Raw genomic sequence first — 19,370 nt, 5'->3', positions numbered from 1 at the left:
ACTGCAGGGGGGACCCTGTGGGAGAGTAGGACGCCGCCGAACAAATTTTATGGGAAACCCCCGCACCTTTTGGTGCGGGGGTTTTCTGCGTTCAGAAGGAAATTTCGGCCGTTTCCGCGATTCCGCCCTTGCGGCCGGGTACCTGCTGCCCTGACCAGTAGAAGTTGGTGTGGGCGATCACCTGGTCGGGGCTCGGGACTCCGTGCTGGGTCAGGTCTTCAGTGGTGTGGGCGTCGGATACCAGCGTCGCGTCGTAGCCGCGGGTGAGTGCGCCGTGCAGCGTGGAGCGGATACAGAAGTCGCTCTGCGCGCCCGTGACGACGAGCCGGCCCACCTGGTGCTCGGACAGGATGGACTCCAGGTCGGTGTCTTCGAAGGAATCCCAGTAGCTCTTGTGGACGAGGGGTTCGCCGTCGAGGCGCTTCAGCTCGGGCACCAGCTGCCACTCCGCCCCGTCCCGGGGCAGTTCGTCGTCCGAGTGCTGGACCCAGACGACCGGCACACGCGAGGCCCGCGCCTTGTCGATCAGTGTGTTGATGTTCGCGATGACGCCCTCGCGGTTGTGCGCGTCTGCCACCACCCCGTTCTGGACATCGATGACGAGAAGTGCGGTGTACGGCCGGTCTTGCAGTGTTGTCATGGGGCCACTCTAAGGGCGTACTACCGTGGGGCCCATGGGAGTTGTGGGTGGTCAGGGGTATGTGGTCCGGGCGGTGCGGGAGCAGGAGTGGGGGGATGTGAAGCGGTTGCGGCTCGATGCGCTGCGGGACCCGGTCGCTCATCTCGCGTTTCTGGAGACGTATGAGGATGCCGCTGCCAGGCCGGATTCGTTCTGGCGGGAGCGGGCTGCCGGGGCCGGGGCCGAGGGGAGCGGGGTGCGGCAGTTCGTGGCCGAGGCGCCGGGCGGAGGGTGGGCCGGGTCGGTCACCGTGCTGCTGGAGGAGGCCGGCGGCGAGGACTGGGCCGGGTATGCGGTCGAGCGGCGGCAGGGGCATGTCGTCGGGGTGTTCGTGCGGCCGGAGCACCGGGGGAACGGGCTGATCCAGGAGTTGCTGGACGCGGGTGTGGCGTGGGCCTGGGAGCAGGGTGCGGAGCGGGTGCGGCTTTTCGTGCATGCCGACAATCCGCGGGCCCAAGGGGCCTATCTGCGGGCCGGGTTCAAGCCGACCGGGCTGGTCGTGTCGTTCTCGAAGAACGAGGACGAGCGGGAGCTGGAGTTCGCGCTAGACCGGTAGGTCCTCGTGGGGCCAGCGGGCGCGTGCCTGTTCGCGGGAGCGGAGCAGGGCCAGCGTGGGCAGGCCCTGGGCCGTGCCGGTGGCGAGCAGTTCGGGGAGCTGGGGGACGGGGGCGACCGCTGCCACGTCGTCGAGGACCAGGGTGAGTGGTGGGTCGAGCCGACCGGAGGATGACCGTTCGGCCATGCGCCGGCCGTGCTCGACCACGCTGGAGACGAGGGCCGTCAGCAGGGGCATCGCGCCCGGCTGTGTCCTGGGGTCCTCGATGGGTTCACCGACCACATAGAGCGTGCCCCCTTCGTGGACGAAGGAATCCAGGGCGAGCGTGTCGGTTCGGTGTGGGGTGCAGGACTCCCGGATGTTCACCGTGAGCAGTGCGGACAGGGCGCGGCTGGTCAACTCCTGGGCGATGTCCCGGCGTTCCGGGTGCGAGGTGAGGGCTGCCTCCAGCTCGCCGGCGGAGCCGGGCGCCGCCTTGGGGTGGGTGCGCAGGGTGCGTACCGCGTCCTGGAGCTGGGTGCCCTGGGTCCAGCGGTGGACGTGGCGGATGGTGCGGCCGTCCAGTGCGGCGGCGTGCAGGTAGCTGCGCAGCAGGGTGGTGGCGGTGTCGGTGACGGCCTGGTCGATGCGGGCCGTGGGGCGGACGGGGGCGAGGAGTGCCGTGGCCCGGCTCAGTGCGGTGGGGCGGTCCTCGCAGCCCGCCGTGGGGGACCAGTGCAGGCGGGCCGGGGTGTCGCAGCGGTGGGTGGGGTCGTAGAGGAGGACGGGGCCGAGCTTGGCCCGCGCGTCCTTGGTGTCCTGCCACAGCGCCGGGTTCGAGGTGACGACCAGGGCGGGGCCGGGGGCGTCCTGGAGGGCCGCGGTGGCGCAGGCGTGACGGGTCTCGGGGGTGCCGTAGAGCAGGGGGCCCTGGGGAGTCGGGACCTCGGGAGTCGGGACCTCGGGCGGGATGTGTTCCACGACGGGCTCAGGTGGCGCTACAGGGGTCGGCTGCTCTGTGCGGGGCTCCGGCACCTTCTCCGGCTCCGGCATGGCCGGCCCGGGCGGCTCCGCGGTCCGGCGTACCCGGCCCGCGCGCCAGCGGGCGATGGTGCCGAGGACGAAGACCGTCAGGACGAGCAGGATCAGCAGCTGGCCGATGAACAGGCCCCAGAACAGGCCCCAGCCGGGGAGCTGGGCCGGCGGGGTGTCGGGCCAGGCGCCGGTGATGTCGTGCGGGCGGGCGACGAGATGGCGTATGGCCATCGGGGTGCGGGTGAAGGCGAGCGGGGCCGGCCAGGTGCCTCGGGCGAAGAGGGCGGCCAGACCGGTCGCCGTCCAGACCAGCACCGTCATGCCCAGGAGGAAACCGAGCAGGCCGACCAGCAGGCCGTCCGGAATCCCGCCGCTCTGGCCCGCGCGTCCGGTGTCCCGGCCGTCCCGCTCGTCCGCTCGCACCCTCTTCTCCCTACGCCACCGTCGATTCGGAGTCGCCCACGTGCTGTTCCACGAAGGCCGCGGCCCGCTGCTCGGCCTCCAGCTCGGCGGCGCGCAGGGCGTCGTCGGCCGCGAGGTCGTCGGAGGACTGGGTCATCGCCCGGTCGGTGAAGACCAGCGGGCGTTCCGTCTCCGTGACCAGGTGCTTGACCACCTGGACGTTGCCGTTGACGTCCCAGACCGCGATGCCGGGGGTGAGCGTCGGGATGATCTCGACGGCCCAGCGGGGCAGGCCGAGGACCCGGCCGGTCGCTCTGGCCTCGTCGGCCTTCTGGGCGTAGATGGTCCGGGTGGAGGCCATCTTGAGGATCGCGGCCGCCTCCTTCGCCGCCGCGCCGTCGACCACGTCGGAGAGGTGGTGGACGACGGCGACGAAGGACAGGCCGAGACGGCGGCCGAACTTCAGCAGCCGCTGGAACAGCTGGGCCACGAACGGGCTGTTGATGATGTGCCAGGCTTCCTCGACCAGGAAGATGCGCTTCTTGCGGTCGGGCCTGATCCAGGTGTGCTCCAGCCACACGCCGACGATCGCCATCAGGATCGGCATGGCGATGGAGTTGCGGTCGATGTGGGAGAGGTCGAAGACGATCAGCGGGGCGTCCAGGTCGATGCCGACCGTGGTCGGGCCGTCGAACATGCCGCGCAGGTCGCCGTCGACCAGCCGGTCGATCACCAGGGCGACGTCCAGGCCCCAGGCGCGTACGTCGTCTATGGCGACGTTCATCGCCTCGGCGGACTCCGGCTCGGGGTGCCGTAGCTGCTCGACGATGTCCATGAGGACGGGCTGGCGGTCGACGATGGTCTCGTTGACGTAGGAGTGGGCGACCTTGAGGGCGAAGCCGGAGCGTTCGTCCAGGCCGTGGCCGAGCGCGACCTCGATGATCGTGCGGAGCAGCGCGAGCTGGCCCGTGGTGGTGATCGCGGGGTCGAGCGGGTTGAGGCGGATGCCGTGGTTGAGGGCGGCGGTCGGGTCGAGCCGGATGGGGGTTATCCCCAGCTCCTCCGCGATGAGGTTCCATTCGCCGACGCCGTCCTCGCCCTGGGCGTCCAGGACGACGACCTGGCGGTCCTTGAAGCGGAGCTGGCGCAGGACGTACGTCTTCTCCAGCGCCGACTTGCCGTTGCCGGACTCGCCGAGGACCAGCCAGTGCGGGGCGGGGAGTTGCTGGCCGTACAGCTGGAAGGGGTCGTAGATGTAGCCCTTCCCGGAGTAGACCTCGCGGCCGATGATGACGCCGGAGTCGCCGAGGCCGGGGGCGGCCGTCGGCAGGTAGACCGCCTGGGCCTGGCCGGTGGAGGTGCGCACCGGGAGCCGGGTGGTCTCGACCTTCCCGAAGAGGAAGGACGTGAAGGCGTCGGTCAGGACGGACAGCGGATCTCGCATGGAGAGCCTCTACCTTCGGATGCCGGTGGCGAACGGGAGGGTGTTCACGAACGCGCGGTGGTGCTCGCGGTCGCACCACTCCAGCTTCAGGTACGACTTGCCCGCCGAGGCGCGGATGGTGCGCTTGTCGCGGTTGAGGGCCTCGGGGGAGCGGGCGGAGACGGTGATGTAGCCGACGAGGTTGACGCCGGCGGCTCCGCTGGCGAGGTCCTCGCCGCGCTGGTCGAGGCGGGAGTGGGCGGCGACGTCGCGCGGGTCGACGGTGCGGTTCATCTTGGCCGCGCGTGATGCCTCGGCCTCGTCGTTGGTCTTCTCCGTCAGCATGCGCTCGATGGCGACCTCGGTGGGTTCGAGGTCCATGGTGACGGCGACGGTGCGGATGACGTCCGGGGTGTGGACGAGGAGCGGGGCGAGGAAGTTGACGCCGACGGGGGTCATCGGCCACTCCTTCACCCAGGCGGTGGCGTGGCACCAGGGGGCGCGGGTGGTGGACTCGCGGGTCTTGGCCTGGAGGTAGGTGGGCTCCATGGCGTTCAGCTCGGCGGGCCAGGCGTTGCGCTGGGTCATGGCCTGGATGTGGTCGATGGGGTGGTCCGGGTCGTACATGGAGTGGATCAGGGAGGAGAGGCGGCCCTGTCCGAGGGGCTGGCGGACCCGGATGTCGGCTTCCTGGAGGCGGGAGCAGATGTCGGTCAGCTCGCGGGCCATGACGATGGCGAGTCCGGCGTCGCGGTCGAGCTTGCGGCCGGCCTGGGGGCGGGCGGCGCGGGCCATGGCGTGGGCCTCGGCGGCCAGGTCGCGGTTGTAGTTCATGCAGGCGACCAGGTAGGCGCGGTGCTGCTCGCTGCTGGTGGAGACCATGGACTGGAGCTGGTCGTAGGAGTGCTGGAGCCACTCGGGGGAGCGGCCGTCGCCGCGCAGTACGACGTCCTTGGCGTGGGCGTCGGGGTCGGCGGGCAGCGTGCGGGCGAGCATCTGGATGCGGGTGACGAAGCCGTCGCCGTTGGCCACGTGTTTGAGGAGGGTGCCGAAGCGGTCGACGAGGGCTTCCTGGTCCTCGGAGTCGCGCAGGCCGACGCCGGGGCCCTCGATCTCGATGGCGGCGGTGACGGTCTTGCGGTCGGCGTGCAGCAGTACGGCGATCTCGTCGGGGCCGAAGGGGGCGGCGAGCCAGTTGATGCGGCCGATGCCGGGGGGCGGGCCGATCTCGACCTCGCGGCCGTCGAGGCGGGTGCCGGACTCCATGACGGGGGAGCGGTAGACGGCCTCGCGCTTGACGGTGCGCTTGTAGGAGCGGTTGATCTCGAACCACTTGTAGAAGGTGCGGCGCTTGTACGGCACGTAGACCGCGGCGAGCGCGAGCATCGGGAAGCCGCTGAGGAGTGCGATGCGCAGGGGGAGGGCGGGGACGAGGAGGCCGCACATCATGCCGAGGAACGCGCCGGCGACGATCAGGGCGATCTCGCCGGACTCGCGGTTGCGGCCGATGATCGCGTTGGGCCGGGCGCGGCCGATGAGATAGGTACGGCGGGGCGTGACCGGATGGGACATGTGGGCCTCGGTCGTCAACGCCCTTCACCTCCAGAGCGGTTGGTGCTGCTGTTGCGGGTGTTGCCGGCGTGCGGGGTGTTGGCCGGGCTGGGGGCGCGGGGCGCGGGGGCCGCGGCGGGGGCCGCGCCGCTCTGGGGGGTGCGGCCGCTGTGGGCGGCGACGCCGCCGCTGGCCGGGTTGGCGGGGCGGGGGGTGCTCGCGCTCTGGCCGCCGCCCGCGTTGTTGTCGGCGCGGGTGCTGTGGGTCTTGATGCCCTGGGCGACGAGGGTGGCGGGGGAGCTGATGACGGCGGCGGCCTTGCCTTCGGCGCCCTGCATGATGCGGTTGTTGCGGGAGCCGGCGATCTCGTCGCCGAAGCCGGGGACGAAGCGGTAGATCATCGCGCTGGCGAAGATGGCGAGCAGGATGATGGAGAGGCCGGAGACGACGGCGGAGAAGGCGTCGGGGCCGGTGTCGCCGGAGAGGGCGCCGGCGAGGCCGAGAACGATGACGATGACCGGTTTGACCAGGATGACGGCGATCATGATGCCGGCCCAGCGGCGGACGTGGCCCCACAGGTTCTTGTCGACGAGGCCCGCGTAGACGACGGTGCCGAGGAGGGCGCCTACGTACAGCAGGGCGGCGCGGATGACGAGTTCGAGCCAGAGGACGCCTGCGGCGAGGATGCTGACCAGGGAGACGACGATCAGCATGATGGGGCCGCCGCCGATGTCGTCGCCTTTGTTCAGGGCGGCGGAGAAGGTGCCGAAGAAGGTGTCGGCCTGGTCGCCGGTGGCTTTCGCCAGGACGTCGGAGACGCCGTCCGCGGCGGAGACGACGGTGTAGAGGATCAGGGGGGTGAAGGCGGAGGCCAGCACCGTGAGCCAGAGGAAGCCGACGGCTTCGGAGATGGCGGTGGTGAGGGGGACGCCTCGTACCGCTCGCTTGGCGACGGCCAGGAGCCACAGGACGAGGGTGAGGATCGTGGAGGCGGCGAAGACCACCGCGTACTGCTGGAGGAACTTCTGATTCGTGAAGTCGACGTTCGCCGTCTCCTTCACCGCGTCACTCAGCTTCCCGATCGTCCAGGACGCGGCATCCGCACAGCCCTTGGCGAGGGAGGAGAGGGGGTCGAGGGAGGAGGTGAGGGGGTTGTCGGTGGTGAGACCTTTGCGGGAGCTGCCGCCGCTGTCATCCTTCTCGCAGAACTGCTTGGCGGGCCCGACGATGAGATCGCACTTCTTCGGCGAAGGCGTGGGAGCGGCGACCGCATGGGTGGCGAGGAGGATGACAGCGCTCTGGAGGGTGCCGAAGGCAGCGGTGACCTTGAGCAGGCTTCGCGGGCTACCGGGCATAGGTGAAGCCTCCGTACTCCTCGACTGCCTTGGCCATCTGGTCTGCGCTGGACGCTTTGCCGTCACCGGGGATGGGCGCGGGGCCGTCCTGCTGGGAGAAGCCCGCGGCCTTCCAGTCGCCGTTCTCCCAGCGCAGCTGAAGCGTCATGGTGAACCAGTCACTCGTGACCGGGTTGGTCGAGTCCTCACCGGCGGTGCCGAACACACCGGTGCACCAGACCTCGACAGTGGCGGCGGAAGCCGAGTAGGCGGTGGGCTTGGTTCCCAGGGGTGCCGTACGGGAGACGTAGGTGTGTCCGGCGCCAGAGTTCCCGTTCTGGTCCAGGCCGATGTTGCTCAGGAACTGCTTGTTGTACGCCTTGTTGAACTTGTCCGTCAGCGCGGCCTGTTGATCGACGACGAACACCTCTCTGACGATCTCGCTACGTCGCTGAGGCTTGAGGATGTCGGCCGAAACCAGCGCCACCGCGTAATTGGCCGCCGCGCTCTCCGCCCCCTGTTTCGTGTGGGGGAAGTGTGTGGGGATGCCGTTTTCCGTTGTGGGGACCGGGGTGGTGCCTGAAGGGGCGGTTGGGGCTGCCGCCGGGTGGTTGGGGTTCTTTGTCGGCTGGTCCGTCGACGGGGAGTTGTCGCGGTTGGCGAAGGCGATGGCTGCGATGAGGAGGACGACTACGCCGACGACCGTGATGAGGCTGCGGGAGGAGGAGCGGGGGGTGCGGCGGGGGGCGCCGCCGTAGGGGTCGCCGCCGGGCAGGTGGGTGCGGGTGTGCCCGGTGTCGGGGTAGCCGTGCTCGCCTGAGGTGCTCATGCCGCGTACGCCCTCTCCGCCTCGTGTTCATACGACGGTAGCCGGGCTGGTCCTCGCGCGGGCGCGGTGTGGTGACTGGACATCAGGGAAACGCAACCTAGGTCGGGGCGTCAGACGGCCATGCCGTACACGATGGTGAACAGCGTGCCGAGGGAGCCGATGATGAAGACCCCGGTGAGGCCCGCGATGATGAGTCCCTTGCCCTGTTCCGCGCTGAAGGTGTCCCGCAAGGCGGTGGCGCCGATGCGCTGTTTGGCCGCGCCCCAGATGGCGATGCCGAGGCAGAGCAGGATGGCGACGGCCATCACCACCTCGATCATCACCTTCGCCTCGTTGCCCAGGCTGCCGAAAGGCCCCCAGTCCGGGGCGATTCCGCCGATGATGGTGTTGATGTCTCCCTTGTCGGCCGCAAAGAACATGTAAGTCACCGCCCCTGATGGGTAGTTGTGCCGCTCCCCTGCGGTGTGCAGAGGTCGGGACTCATTGTCGCCGACAACGTCGCCGTCGTATGTCGACTTGGCGGCATTCACAGGCGGGTCTCGTACATTTGGCGCGTACGGTCACTCTGTGTATCACGGCAGGTCACGCCGGGCAATGACGCGGGAGCGAAACCTGTGGTGTGGTTCCGTCGTTGGGCTCTTTTACGGCCCTTCGGCTTCCCGGCACGGTTTCTGACGGCCGGTCGGGTGAGACGTCGAGACGATGTTCTCACGCCGGGTCAGCGGGGTTTGAGTCCGTGCAGCAGTAGGTGGACGTGGGCGTCCAGACCGGCCAGGGCCTCCTCGGCGTCCAGGGCGCAGCCGGCGATGAGGGCGGCGAGGCCGTGCAGGCTCGCGGCGGCGGCGAGGGTGATGCGCTCGGGGTCGCCCTGGACGATCTCGCCGCGTTCCTGGGCGCGGACGAAGGTGCGGGTGAGGGCGCCGAGCGACTGGTCGACGGCGGCGGCGAGCAGGTCGGAGCTGTCGGGGTCGTGCTTGCGCGCGAACATCAGCTCCAGCAGCTCGGGGTTGTCGACGGCGAAGCCGAGGTAGGCGCGGGCGAGGGCGGTCATGTGCCGCTCGAGGTCCGCGTCGGGGTCGTCGGCGGTCGCGGCGGTGAGGGCCTGGTTCAGCCGCTGGTAGCCGGCGAGGGCGAGGGCGTCGAGGAGGGCCTGCTTGTCCTTGAAGTGGCGGCCGGGGGCGGCGTGGCTGACGCCGGTGGCGCGGGCCAGTTCGCGCAGGGAGAGGGCGGCGGCGCCCTTCTCGCGCAGGGTGCGTTCGGCGCTCTCCAGCAGGGCGGCGCGCAGATCGCCGTGGTGGTACGGGCGGCTTGTGGAGATGCGCGGCATGCGGGTCATCGTATCCCGATGTTGTCGGCGCCAGCTTTGTTGGCGGTGGCTGCATTGTTGTCGTTGACAGCATTGTTGGCGTTGCCTACATTGAGCCCATGGCCGATACGAGCGAAGCGCGCGGTGCGCGCCAGTGGAATGTGGACCGTCTGCCCGATCTGAGCGGCCGTACGGCCGTGGTGACCGGTGCCAACAGCGGGATCGGCTTCGCCGCCGCCTCCGCGCTGGCGCGGGCCGGGGCACATGTGGTGTTCGCGGTGCGGGACCCGGCGCGGGGTGCCGCCGCGGCGGGCCGGGTGAGCGGGAGCACCGAGGTGCGCCGCCTGGACCTGGCGGACCTGGACTCGGTGCGCGAGTTCGCCGCCGGCTGGGACCGCCCGCTGGACCTGCTGATCAACAACGCGGGCGTGATGATGCTGCCGGAGGGGCGGACGAAGCAGGGCTTCGAGACCCAGTTCGGCACCAACCACCTCGGGCACTTCGCCCTGACCAACCTGCTGCTGCCGCACGTCACCGACCGCGTGGTGACCGTCTCCTCGGGGCTGCACCGCGGCGGGGACGGCCGGATCAGCTTCGACGACGTCAACCTGCGCGGCCGCTACACCCCGAGCCGCGCCTACGCCCAGTCCAAGCTGGCCAACCTGCTGTTCACCCTGGAGCTCCAGCGGCGCCTCGCCGAGGCCGGGTCACCGGTGCGCGCCCTCGCCGCCCACCCCGGCTACGCGGCCACCAACCTCCAGAGCCATGCCGCGAGCCCGGTGGCCCGTGCCTTCATGGGCATCGGCAACAAGGTGTTCGCCCAGGACGACAAGGGCGGCGCCCTGCCCACCCTGTACGCGGCCACCGAGGACCTGCCCGGCGCGTCCTACGCCGGCCCCGGCGGCCTCGGCGAGATGCGCGGCGCCCCCGCGCTGGTCGGCCGCAGCGCGGCGGCGAGCGATCCGGTGGCCGCCCGGCGGCTGTGGACGCTGTCCGAGGAGCTGACCGGGGTGGACTGGGGGCTCGAGGCGCCCGCGACCGGGGACGTTGACAGGGTGTGACCGCAGGACGGGCGGGGCGGGGCCGACGTCGGTAGGTTGGACGGCACTTCGGCCTTTGACGGCATTTCGGCCGACGGCGGTTCGTACGACGGCGGTTCATGCGACGGCGGTTCGTGCGAGGGCGGTTCACAGGAGAATCTCAGCGAAGTCCGGGCAGGTTTCTCACCCTGGGGGGACAGAGTGAGGACTGATGAAGCGCAGCTCACGCAACCCGGTCACCTCGCGGCCCGCCCTGCTCGGCGCGGTGGTGATGCTCGCCCTGACCTCGGCGTCCGTCGCGGCCGCCGATGACGGCCGTGGCCCGCTGGAGGTGACCGTGACGGCGCCCGCCGACGCGCGGACCGCTCGGGTGGGCACGCTGTTCGGCGCGGACAGTACGGGCCGGCCGAGGCGCGACCACTTCTGCACCGCCTCGGTTGTGCACAGCCCCGGCCGCGATCTGCTCATCACCGCCGCGCACTGCATCACCCACGTGGACGGCAAGCTGTTCTTCGCGCCGGGCTACCGGGACGGCAGAGCCCCGTACGGGATGTGGCCGGTGGGCGCGTGGGTGCTGCCCGAGGGGTGGACGGCGGACAAGGACGAGGACAGTGACGTGGCCTTCGCGCACGTCGGGGAGCTGGACGGCAGGCGGGTCGAGGACGTGGTCGGCGCGAACCGGTTCACCAGCGGGACCGCGACCGGCTCGAGTGCCGTCACCCTCGTCGGCCACCCCGACGCCCGCGAGGTGCCGGTCATGTGCACCGACCGGCCGGTGGCGCGCGGCCGTACCCAACAACGTGTGCGCTGCCCCGGCTTCACCGGCGGGACCAGTGGCAGCCCCTGGGTGAACGGGGCCGGGCAGGTGGTCGGGGTGCTCGGCGGGCACGAGCGGGGCGGCTCGACGGCGGACGTCTCCTACAGCGTGGTGCTGGGGAGCGGGGCGGCCGCGCTGTACCGGGCGGCCGTCAGGTCCTGAGGGGGCGTCAAGTCCTGAGCGGCGTCGGACCGGTCACGGATAGGCCGAATTGTTGGCCTGAGAGGCGGGCGCGGGGGTAAAGCGGCCTTGAACCGGGCCGATATGGGGGAGGGTTGACCCGTGCGCAAAGTATGGGTGGCCGGGGGCGCCGCGATCGGGCTCGGCCTGAGCTTCGTGATGCTGCTCGTCGTCGGGGTGTACATCGTCGCGGGCAACCTCGCGGGCGGGATCGCCGCCGGCGGTGTCGGGCTGGCCAAGGGGGCCGTCCCGGCGGCGTACCAGACGCTGGTGCAGAAGTGGGGCAACCTCTGTCCCGCCATCAACCCGGCTTTGCTGGCGGCCCAGTTGTACCAGGAGAGCGGGTTCAACCCCGGTGCCCGCAGCCCCGCGAAGGCGCAGGGGATAGCGCAGTTCATCCCCGGCACCTGGGCCACCCACGGGGTGGACGGGGACGGCGACGGGGACCGGGACGTGTGGGACCCCGACGACGCGATCCCCTCGGCCGCCTCCTACGACTGCGAACTGGCCAAGTACGTCAAGGACGTTCCCGGTGACGTCTCGGCCAACATGCTGGCCGCCTACAACGCGGGCGCGTACGCGGTCATCCGGTACGGGGGCGTGCCGCCGTACCGGGAGACGCGGAACTACGTGAAGACGATCACGACGCTCGCCAAGAGCTTCGCCGCGCCGGTCGCCCGCGTCGACCCCTCCCGGCAGGCCGCCGGGGCCATCGCCTACGCGCAGAGCAAGCTCGGCACCCCGTATCTGTGGGGCGGCACCGGCACGGCGGCGCAGAGCGGGCGGTTCGACTGCTCGGGGCTGACGCAGGCGTCGTACGACCGTGTCGGGATCACGCTGCCCAGGGTGGCCAACGACCAGTACAACGCGGGACCGCATCCCGCGCGGAACGAACTGCTCCCCGGTGACCTGGTGTTCTTCTCGCACGACCCGGCCGACTCGCGGGCCATCCACCATGTGGGCATCTACGTGGGCGGCGGCTACATGATCGACGCGCCGCGCACGGGTGCGGTGATCCGGTTCGACCCGATCGACACGGGTGACTACTTCGGTGCCACCCGTGTCACCGAGGATGGCGCGAAAGCGCTGCCCACCCGTGTGTAGCGGAGCGTCAACCCACCCCCTGAGCTGCGGGGACGGGTATCTCTTCGATAACGTCTGAGTGATCATTCGGTGGAGGGTGGAACGTATTCACAGGTGCTGTGCGTTCCTGTTCACGTAGCCGAGCAGACGTCAGTGCGCCAGTGCAACGGAAGCGGATCTACGACCCACGGGGGGTTGGCGCGACGCACACTGGGTGCGTCCGGTAAGACGACGAAGGGGCCGCAGCACCATGGCTGTACTCGCCGAATCCGGATCGAACCCCGACGTCGAGCTGCTCTACGACATCAACGGCCTGGCGAAGGCCGCTCCGCACTGGTTCGACCGGGTCATGGAGTTCGTCGGTGAGTACGGGCTGCCGGTGGCCATGGTCCTGCTGGTCCTGGCGTGCTGGCTGACGGTCCGGCGCAAGGGCGGCCCGGACGCGGTGTCCTCGGTGGCCGCGCTGGTCTGGGCGCCGCTCGCGGCAGCCGTCGCCGTACTGGTGAACGTCCCCATCCGGGGCTTCGTGGAGCGGCCCCGCCCGTTCCTGGACCACCAGGGGCTCGACGTCCTGATCGCGGGCAAGAGCGACTACTCCTTCGTCAGCGACCACGCGACGATCACCATGGCGCTCGGCGTCGGCCTCTTCGTCGCCAACCGCCGCTTCGGCATCGCCGGTATCGCGCTCGCCCTGCTGGAGGGCTTCTGCCGGGTCTACATGGGGGTGCACTACCCGACCGACGTGATCGGCGGCTTCGCCCTCGGTACGGCGGTCGCGCTGCTGCTCTCCCCGCCCGCGACGGCGCTGCTCACCCCGCTGGTGCGGGCCATCGCCCGGTCCCCGCGCGTGGGACGGCTGGTGAGCGCCGGCCCGGCGGGCGGTGAGCGCGGCGACGCGCTGTTCTCCGGCGGGCGCGAGCCGGCCGGGTCGGGGGAGAAGGATCTGGCCGCGTAGGCGGCCTACGACGACTTGGCGAGAAGGCCGCGGCTCATGGAGCCACGGCCTTCTCGTATGTCGCGACCCCTGTCTCACAGCCCCTGCGCGTACCCGAAGAAGCGGTCCGGGTCGTACCGCTTCTTCACCTCGCCGAGCCGGGTGCCCGCGCTGCCGTAGTAGGCCCGGCGCCAGTCGGTCAGGGCCGGGTCGGTGTAGTTCTGGTAGGCGGCGCCGGAGGCGTACGGGCGCATCGCGGTGTGGGCGGAGTCCAGCCAGGAGCGGGCGGCCGACCCGGAGGTGCCCGCGTCCCAGGAGGCGAGGTACTGGGCCAGCATCCGGGAGCGCCGGTGCACGAAGGCGGTCGCGGTGGGGGAGACCCGGTTGACGGCGCCGCCCAGCGCGGTGAGCGCCACACTGCCCGCGCCGCCGGACATCGCGCCGATCCGCTTCAGCAGGGTCTCCACGCCCGCCTGGGGCAGCGAGCGGTCGAAGAAGTCGGAGCGGGCCGCGTAGGTCTCGCGGTGCAGGGCGCCGCGCGGGGAGCGGCCGGGGGCGGTGCCGGGCAGATGGCACTGGGCGTCGGTGGCGAAGGCGGAGCAGCCGGCGTAGACCTCCATCGCCTCCTCGTAGCCGTGGCGGCGGATGGAGACGGCGGAGGCGTCGGCGCCGGCCCGGTGGGCGAGGCGGTCGACCGCGTTCTCCAGGTCGCCTCGGGTGCCCATCGAGAAGCAGGAGACGGAGACGGTCGGGGTGCGGCCCCGGTCGCGTTCCAGGTGCAGCGCGGACCAGATCTCGTCCGGCTGGGCGGGCCCCCACTCCTGCCAGGCCCTCAGCACCGCCGCGGCCTTCGCCCACGGCCAGCGCAGCGAGGCGGTCACGGCCTGCGGGGCGGGGTGGGTGGTGAAGCGCAGCTCGGTGACGACGCCGAAGTTGCCGTTGCCCGCGCCGCGCAGCGCCCAGAACAGGTCGGGGTTCTCCCGGGCGTCGGCGGTGCGGGTACGGCCGTCCGCCGTGACCAGGGTGGCCTGGGTGAGGTTGTCGCAGGTCAGGCCGTAGGCGCGGGAGGCGACGCCATGGCCGCCGCCGAGGACCAGGCCGGATATGCCGACCGTCGGGCAGGAGCCGGCCGGTATGGTCGCGCCCTTGGCGGCCAGCGTCCGGTACACGTCGATCAGCTTGGCCCCCGCGCCCACCACCGCGTGCCCGCCCGAGGCGCTCACCCGGTTCAGGGCGGACACGTCGAGGATCAGGCGGCCGTCGCCGGAGGAGTAACCGGCGTAGGAGTGGCCGCCGTTGCGGATCGCCACCTTGATCCGGCGGGCCCTGGCGTATGCCAGCAGGGTGCGGATGTCGGCGGGGTGGGCGGCGTAGGCGACGGCGGCCGGGCGCAGGGTGTCGAAGCGGGTGTTGTAGAGGCGGCGGGCCGGGGTCCAGGAGGCGTCGCCGGGGCGGACGAGGGTGCCGTCGAGGTCGCGGGCGAGGGCGGTCCAGTCGGCGGCGGCCTTGGCGGACGCGGTCCGGGTGGCGGTGGAGACCCCCGAGGCGGAGGCGGCGGAGCCGGAGGGCCCCGGCCGGGCGGAGGCGTCGCCGCCCGGTGCGCATCCGGTGAGTGCGGTGAGGGCGGTGGCGCCGCCCGTGAGAAACGTCCGCCGGTCCATGTCGCTCGCCGCCCTTGCCGTTCTCGGCCGTACCGGGCCGGGTGGCCCTTCCTGGAGCCAGACGGCGGCCGGGGGGCCGGGGTTCCGGACGGGGGCGAGAACGCGTCAGAAACGGGCGTACGCCGGGACCTCGGCGTGTCCTGGCCGTGAGCGTTCCGTCACCTCACCGGGCCGACGGCAGGGGTTCACCCCTCGTTCACTTCGGGCCATCGGCGGCTTCACCTGTTCTGCCTAATTTCGGCCGTAGCCGGTACGGAGTGCGGACAAGATGCACTCGCGTACCACCCAACGTCGCACGCCGCCCCTAGCGGCGGCTCCTGGAAGGAACTTCCGAACGTGAAGCTTCAGCGCAAGAACCGGCTGCGCGCCCTCTCGCTCGGTGCGGTCGCCGTCTCCGGTGCCCTGGCCCTGACGGCGTGCGGTTCCGACGACACGGGCACGAAGCCGGGCGGTTCGTCGTCGTCGGCCGCGGCCGGTTCGATCAAGTGCGACGGCGCCAAGGGACAGCTGCTGGCGGACGGCTCCTCGGCGCAGAAGAACGCGATCGACGCGTGGGTGAAGAACTTCTCCCAGGCGTGCGGTGTGCAGATCAACTACAAGGGCGCCGGTTCCGGTGCCGGTGTCACCTCGTTCAACCAGGGCCAGATCGCGTTCGCCGGCTCGGACTCCCCGCTGAAGCCGGAGGAGGTCGTCGCCTCCAAGAAGGTCTGCAAGGGCGGCCAGGGCATCGACCTGCCGATGGTCGGCGGCCCGATCGCGCTCGGCTACAACGTGCCCGGCGTGGACAACCTGGTGCTGGACGCCCCGACGCTCGCCAAGATCTTCGACAGCAAGATCCAGAAGTGGAACGACGCGGCGATCAAGAAGCTGAACCCCTCGGCGAAGCTGCCCGACCTGAAGATCCAGGCGTTCCACCGCTCCGAGGACTCCGGCACCACGGACAACTTCACCAAGTACCTGATCGCCACCACCCCGGACAACTGGAAGTACGAGGGCGGCAAGGCGTGGCAGGCCAAGGGCGGCCAGGCGGCCTCCGGCTCGGCCGGTGTGGCCCAGGGCGTCAAGCAGAACCAGGGCGCGATCGGCTACTTCGAGCTGTCCTACGCCAAGGACATGGACACCGTGGCCATCGCCACCGGTGCCAAGACCCCGGTGAAGCCCTCCACCGACTCCGCCACCGCCGACATCGCGGCCGCCAAGGTCGTCGGCACCGGCCAGGACCTCGCCCTGAAGCTGGACTACCAGACCAAGGCCGAGGGCGCCTACCCGCTCACCCTGGTCACGTACGAGATCGTCTGCGACAAGGGCAACAAGCCCGAGACGCTGGCCGCGACCAAGGCGTTCCTGCGCTACCTCGCCAGTGAGGACGGCCAGAAGGTGCTGTCCCAGAACGACTACGCGCCCATCCCCGAAGAGATCATCGCCAAGGTCCGCACCACCGTCGACGGCCTGAGCTGACCTGATCCCGCGTGTGCGCACCGGCCCCGCTCGTGGGGGCCGGGCGCACCGTCCGGTGCACCGCCGCCCGGAGCCGTACCCCGCGTACGGCTCCTGTGAGCCGCCCCGCGCGGCTCAGCAGACCGGAGAACCCGATGGACATATCGACGACCACCCACGTACCACCCCCGCCCGCACCGAGGTCCGCCGCCGACGCGCGGCCCACGGCCCGCGGTGTGACCCGCCCCGGTGACCGGATCTTCCTGGCCCTGTCCCGAGGCTCGGGCATCCTGCTGCTGGTGATCATGGCCGCGATCGCGGTCTTCCTCACCTACCGCGCGTGCCTGGCGATCAGCGCCGACGACGGCAACTTCCTGACCACCTTCGAGTGGAACACCAACACCGACCCGCCGGTCTTCGGCATCGCGGTGCTGGCGTTCGGCACGGTCGTCTCCTCGATCGTCGCCATGGGGCTGGCCCTGCCGGTCGCGGTGGCCATCGCGCTGTTCCTCACGCACTACGCCCCCCGCCGGCTGAGCGGCCCGATCGCCTATGTGATCGACCTGCTCGCCGCCGTGCCCTCGATCGTCTACGGCCTGTGGGGCGCCCTGATCCTCGTCCCGCACATGCAGGGCCTGTACGGCTGGCTGGACCAGTTCCTCGGCTGGACCGGGATCTTCGCCTGGAACGGCGGCGCCCCGCGCGCGATGCTGACCGTCGGCATCCTGCTGGCGATCATGATCCTGCCGATCATCACCAACGTGAGCCGCGAGGTCTTCCGCCAGGTGCCCCGGATGCACGAGGAGGCCGCGCTGGCCCTCGGCGCCACCCGCTGGGAGGTCGTCCGCATGGCGGTGCTGCCCTTCGGGCGCTCCGGCGTGATCTCCGCCGCGATGCTGGGCCTCGGCCGGGCGCTCGGCGAGACCATGGCGGTGGCCACCGTGCTCTCCCCGAGCTACGAGATCCAGGCCAGCCTGCTCGACCCCGGCGGCGGCACCTTCGCCCAGAACATCGCCTCCAAGTTCGGTGAGGCGTCCGTGCAGGGCCGGGACGCGCTGATCGCCTCCGGTCTGGTCCTGTTCGTCATCACCCTGCTGGTCAACGGCGCGGCCCGCGCGATCATCGCCCGCCGCAAGGAGTACTCGGGGGCCAACGCATGAGCACCGCACTTTCTCCCCGCGACGGCGCCGGTGTGCGGCGTGGCGCCGGGCTGCCGAAGTGGTCCCTGTGGGCCGTCGCGGCCGGGTCCGTGGCCGCGGCCGTGGGCATCGGGCTGGTGGCCGGCCTGAGCAGCCACGTCCAGTGGGGCCTGATCGCCGCGCTGCTGTTCGTCCTCGGCACCTACGTGGTCGCGGCCCGCGCGGAGGGCCGCCGCCAGGCCAAGGACCGGGTCGCCACCGCGCTGGTCTGGGTGGCGTTCCTGCTGGCCCTCGTCCCGCTGGTGTCGCTGGTCTGGACGACCGTCTCGCGCGGGGTGAAGGTCCTCGACGGCTACTTCCTCAGCCACTCCATGGGCGTGGTCGCGGACTCCGAGCCCGGCGGCGGCATCTACCACGCCATCCTCGGCAGCCTGGAGCAGGTGGGCCTCGCCACCGCCATCGGAGCCCCGATCGGTGTGCTCACCGCGGTCTACCTGGTGGAGTACGGGCGCGGCCGGCTCGCCCTGGCGGTGACCTTCTTCGTCGACGTGATGACGGGCATCCCGTCGATCGTCGCGGGCCTGTTCATCCTCAGCCTGATGCTGATCCTCGACCTCCAGCCGTTCGGGTTCGCCGGTTCGCTGGCCCTGGCGATCCTGATGATGCCGGTGGTGGTGCGCTCCACCGAGGAGATGCTGAAGCTGGTCCCCAACGAGCTGCGCGAGGCGTCCCTGGCGCTCGGCATCCCGAAGTGGCGGACCATCCTCAAGGTGGTCCTGCCCACCTCGCTCGGCGGCATCACGACCGGCGTCATGCTGGCCGTCGCCCGGATCGCGGGCGAGACCGCGCCGGTGCTGCTGCTGGTGTTCGGCAACCCCTTCATCAACGCCAACCCCTTCGAGGGCGCCCAGGCGTCGCTGCCGCTGTACATCTACCAGCAGTACGCGCAGAGCGCGGGCTCGGGCGCGGCCTACGACCGCGCCTGGGCCGCTTCGCTGACGCTGATCGCGTTCGTGATGATCCTCAACCTGGCGGCCCGCGGCATCGCCCGCTGGAAGGCCCCCAAGACCGGTCGCTGACCGGCCCCCCTCAGTGACCGACTGGAAGTGAAGCAGTGATGGCCAAGCGAATCGATGTGAGCGGACTCACCGCCTTCTACGGCTCCCACAAGGCGATCGAGGACATCTCGATGACCGTGGAGCCGCGTTCGGTGACGGCGTTCATCGGACCCTCCGGCTGTGGCAAGTCGACGTTCCTGCGCACCCTGAACCGGATGCACGAGGTGACCCCCGGCGGCCGGGTCGAGGGCAAGGTGCTGCTGGACGACGAGGACCTGTACGGCAGCGGCGTCGACCCGGTGTCGGTGCGGCGCGAGGTCGGCATGGTGTTCCAGCGCCCGAACCCGTTCCCCACCATGTCGATCTTCGAGAACGTGGCGGCGGGCCTGCGCCTGAACGGCGGCTACCGCAAGAGCGAGCTGGACGACGTGGTGGAGAAGTCGCTGCGCGGCGCCAACCTGTGGAACGAGGTCAAGGACCGGCTGAACAAGCCCGGCTCCGGCCTCTCCGGCGGCCAGCAGCAGCGGCTGTGCATCGCGCGGGCCATCGCCGTCCAGCCCAGGGTGCTGCTGATGGACGAGCCCTGCTCCGCGCTCGACCCGATCTCCACGCTGGCGATCGAGGACCTGATCGGTGAGCTGAAGGAACGGTTCACGATCGTCATCGTGACCCACAACATGCAGCAGGCGGCACGCGTCTCGGACCGTACGGCCTTCTTCAACCTCGCCGGGGTGGGCCAGCCGGGCCGCTTGGTCGAGATCGACGACACCGAGCGGATCTTCTCCAACCCGTCGGTGCAGGCCACGGAGGACTACATCTCGGGCCGCTTCGGCTGAGCCGGACAGCCCTGAGCCCCTCGCGGTGCTGCATGGCGGTGCCACCGCGAGGACACGAGAAGGGCCCGCCCCCGGTGTTTTGGGGGCGGGC

At 70.9% G+C, this 19,370-nt stretch carries 18 protein-coding genes; 9 read left to right on the top strand and 9 right to left on the bottom strand.

Annotated features, from left to right (window positions below; genetic code table 11):
• Positions 1–91 precede the first annotated feature (91 nt).
• Complete coding sequence (locus ACIGA3_RS22655) at positions 92–640, bottom strand: cysteine hydrolase family protein (protein WP_399718504.1); 549 nt, start codon at positions 638–640, stop codon at positions 92–94.
• A gap of 34 nt (positions 641–674) precedes the next feature.
• On the opposite strand from ACIGA3_RS22655, the gene ACIGA3_RS22650 reads away from it, so the two are divergent.
• On the top strand, positions 675–1,235 hold the full coding sequence (locus ACIGA3_RS22650) for a GNAT family N-acetyltransferase (RefSeq protein WP_399718501.1): 561 nt from the start codon (positions 675–677) through the stop codon (positions 1,233–1,235).
• Here the strand turns inward: ACIGA3_RS22650 and ACIGA3_RS22645 are convergent.
• The 7 genes from ACIGA3_RS22645 to ACIGA3_RS22615 form a co-directional block, all read right to left on the bottom strand.
• Entirely contained in the window at positions 1,224–2,672 is a 1,449-nt protein-coding gene (locus ACIGA3_RS22645; RefSeq protein WP_399718498.1) for a type VI secretion protein, read from the bottom strand. The two genes, ACIGA3_RS22650 and ACIGA3_RS22645, sit on opposite strands and share 12 nt — an antisense overlap.
• A gap of 10 nt (positions 2,673–2,682) precedes the next feature.
• Positions 2,683–4,095: an ATP-binding protein gene (locus ACIGA3_RS22640; RefSeq protein ID WP_030804202.1), complete on the bottom strand. Its 1,413-nt coding sequence runs from the start codon at positions 4,093–4,095 to the stop codon at positions 2,683–2,685.
• Positions 4,096–4,104: 9 nt separating this feature from the next.
• Positions 4,105–5,646, bottom strand: a complete 1,542-nt coding sequence (locus ACIGA3_RS22635; RefSeq protein ID WP_399718535.1) for an SCO6880 family protein — start codon at positions 5,644–5,646, stop codon at positions 4,105–4,107.
• Between the two features lie 14 nt (positions 5,647–5,660).
• The gene (locus ACIGA3_RS22630; RefSeq protein ID WP_399718495.1) at positions 5,661–6,980 is read right to left on the bottom strand and encodes a hypothetical protein; all 1,320 of its coding nucleotides are present in this window, start codon (positions 6,978–6,980) and stop codon (positions 5,661–5,663) included.
• Positions 6,970–7,788 (bottom strand): hypothetical protein, encoded by an 819-nt coding sequence (locus ACIGA3_RS22625; protein WP_399718494.1) that lies wholly within the window; start codon positions 7,786–7,788, stop codon positions 6,970–6,972. The genes ACIGA3_RS22630 and ACIGA3_RS22625 overlap by 11 nt, the downstream gene beginning before the upstream one ends.
• Positions 7,789–7,898: 110 nt before the next feature.
• Positions 7,899–8,207: a hypothetical protein gene (locus ACIGA3_RS22620; protein ID WP_356777353.1), complete on the bottom strand. Its 309-nt coding sequence runs from the start codon at positions 8,205–8,207 to the stop codon at positions 7,899–7,901.
• Between the two features lie 299 nt (positions 8,208–8,506).
• Positions 8,507–9,115 (bottom strand): TetR/AcrR family transcriptional regulator, encoded by a 609-nt coding sequence (locus tag ACIGA3_RS22615; RefSeq protein ID WP_399718491.1) that lies wholly within the window; start codon positions 9,113–9,115, stop codon positions 8,507–8,509.
• A 98-nt stretch (positions 9,116–9,213) separates the two neighbouring features.
• Between ACIGA3_RS22615 and ACIGA3_RS22610 the strand changes: the two genes are divergently transcribed.
• The 4 genes from ACIGA3_RS22610 to ACIGA3_RS22595 all read left to right on the top strand — a co-directional run bounded on the left by ACIGA3_RS22610 (position 9,214) and on the right by ACIGA3_RS22595 (position 13,169).
• Positions 9,214–10,155, top strand: coding sequence for an oxidoreductase (locus ACIGA3_RS22610; RefSeq protein WP_399718488.1), 942 nt, complete (start codon positions 9,214–9,216; stop codon positions 10,153–10,155).
• A gap of 190 nt (positions 10,156–10,345) precedes the next feature.
• Positions 10,346–11,113, top strand: coding sequence for a trypsin-like serine peptidase (locus tag ACIGA3_RS22605; RefSeq protein ID WP_399718486.1), 768 nt, complete (start codon positions 10,346–10,348; stop codon positions 11,111–11,113).
• A 177-nt stretch (positions 11,114–11,290) separates the two neighbouring features.
• On the top strand, positions 11,291–12,235 hold the full coding sequence (locus ACIGA3_RS22600) for an NlpC/P60 family protein (RefSeq protein WP_399718533.1): 945 nt from the start codon (positions 11,291–11,293) through the stop codon (positions 12,233–12,235).
• A gap of 229 nt (positions 12,236–12,464) precedes the next feature.
• Positions 12,465–13,169, top strand: a complete 705-nt coding sequence (locus tag ACIGA3_RS22595; protein WP_399718483.1) for a phosphatase PAP2 family protein — start codon at positions 12,465–12,467, stop codon at positions 13,167–13,169.
• Positions 13,170–13,243: 74 nt separating this feature from the next.
• Here the strand turns inward: ACIGA3_RS22595 and ACIGA3_RS22590 are convergent, their stop codons facing one another.
• Positions 13,244–14,809 carry an FAD-binding oxidoreductase gene (locus tag ACIGA3_RS22590; protein ID WP_399718481.1) on the bottom strand — a complete coding sequence of 522 codons (1,566 nt, stop codon included), beginning with the start codon at positions 14,807–14,809 and terminating at the stop codon, positions 13,244–13,246.
• A gap of 336 nt (positions 14,810–15,145) precedes the next feature.
• On the opposite strand from ACIGA3_RS22590, the gene pstS reads away from it, so the two are divergent.
• The 4 genes from pstS (at position 15,146) to pstB (ending at position 19,279) form a co-directional block, all read left to right on the top strand.
• On the top strand, positions 15,146–16,267 hold the full coding sequence (gene pstS / locus ACIGA3_RS22585) for a phosphate ABC transporter substrate-binding protein PstS (RefSeq protein WP_399718480.1): 1,122 nt from the start codon (positions 15,146–15,148) through the stop codon (positions 16,265–16,267).
• A gap of 134 nt (positions 16,268–16,401) precedes the next feature.
• Complete coding sequence (gene pstC / locus ACIGA3_RS22580) at positions 16,402–17,406, top strand: phosphate ABC transporter permease subunit PstC (protein WP_399718478.1); 1,005 nt, start codon at positions 16,402–16,404, stop codon at positions 17,404–17,406.
• Positions 17,403–18,464 carry a phosphate ABC transporter permease PstA gene (pstA, locus tag ACIGA3_RS22575; protein WP_399718475.1) on the top strand — a complete coding sequence of 354 codons (1,062 nt, stop codon included), beginning with the start codon at positions 17,403–17,405 and terminating at the stop codon, positions 18,462–18,464. Before pstC ends, pstA begins: the two co-directional genes overlap by 4 nt.
• Positions 18,465–18,502: 38 nt before the next feature.
• Positions 18,503–19,279 carry a phosphate ABC transporter ATP-binding protein PstB gene (gene pstB, locus ACIGA3_RS22570; RefSeq protein WP_217461458.1) on the top strand — a complete coding sequence of 259 codons (777 nt, stop codon included), beginning with the start codon at positions 18,503–18,505 and terminating at the stop codon, positions 19,277–19,279.
• Positions 19,280–19,370 lie beyond the last annotated feature (91 nt).

Origin of the sequence: Streptomyces sp. NPDC085596 (assembly GCF_044541565.1) — a bacterium.
GTDB lineage: Bacteria > Actinomycetota > Actinomycetes > Streptomycetales > Streptomycetaceae > Streptomyces.
The sequence above is the reverse complement of the archived record's forward strand: the minus strand, read 5'-3'. Positions and strand labels throughout refer to the sequence as shown.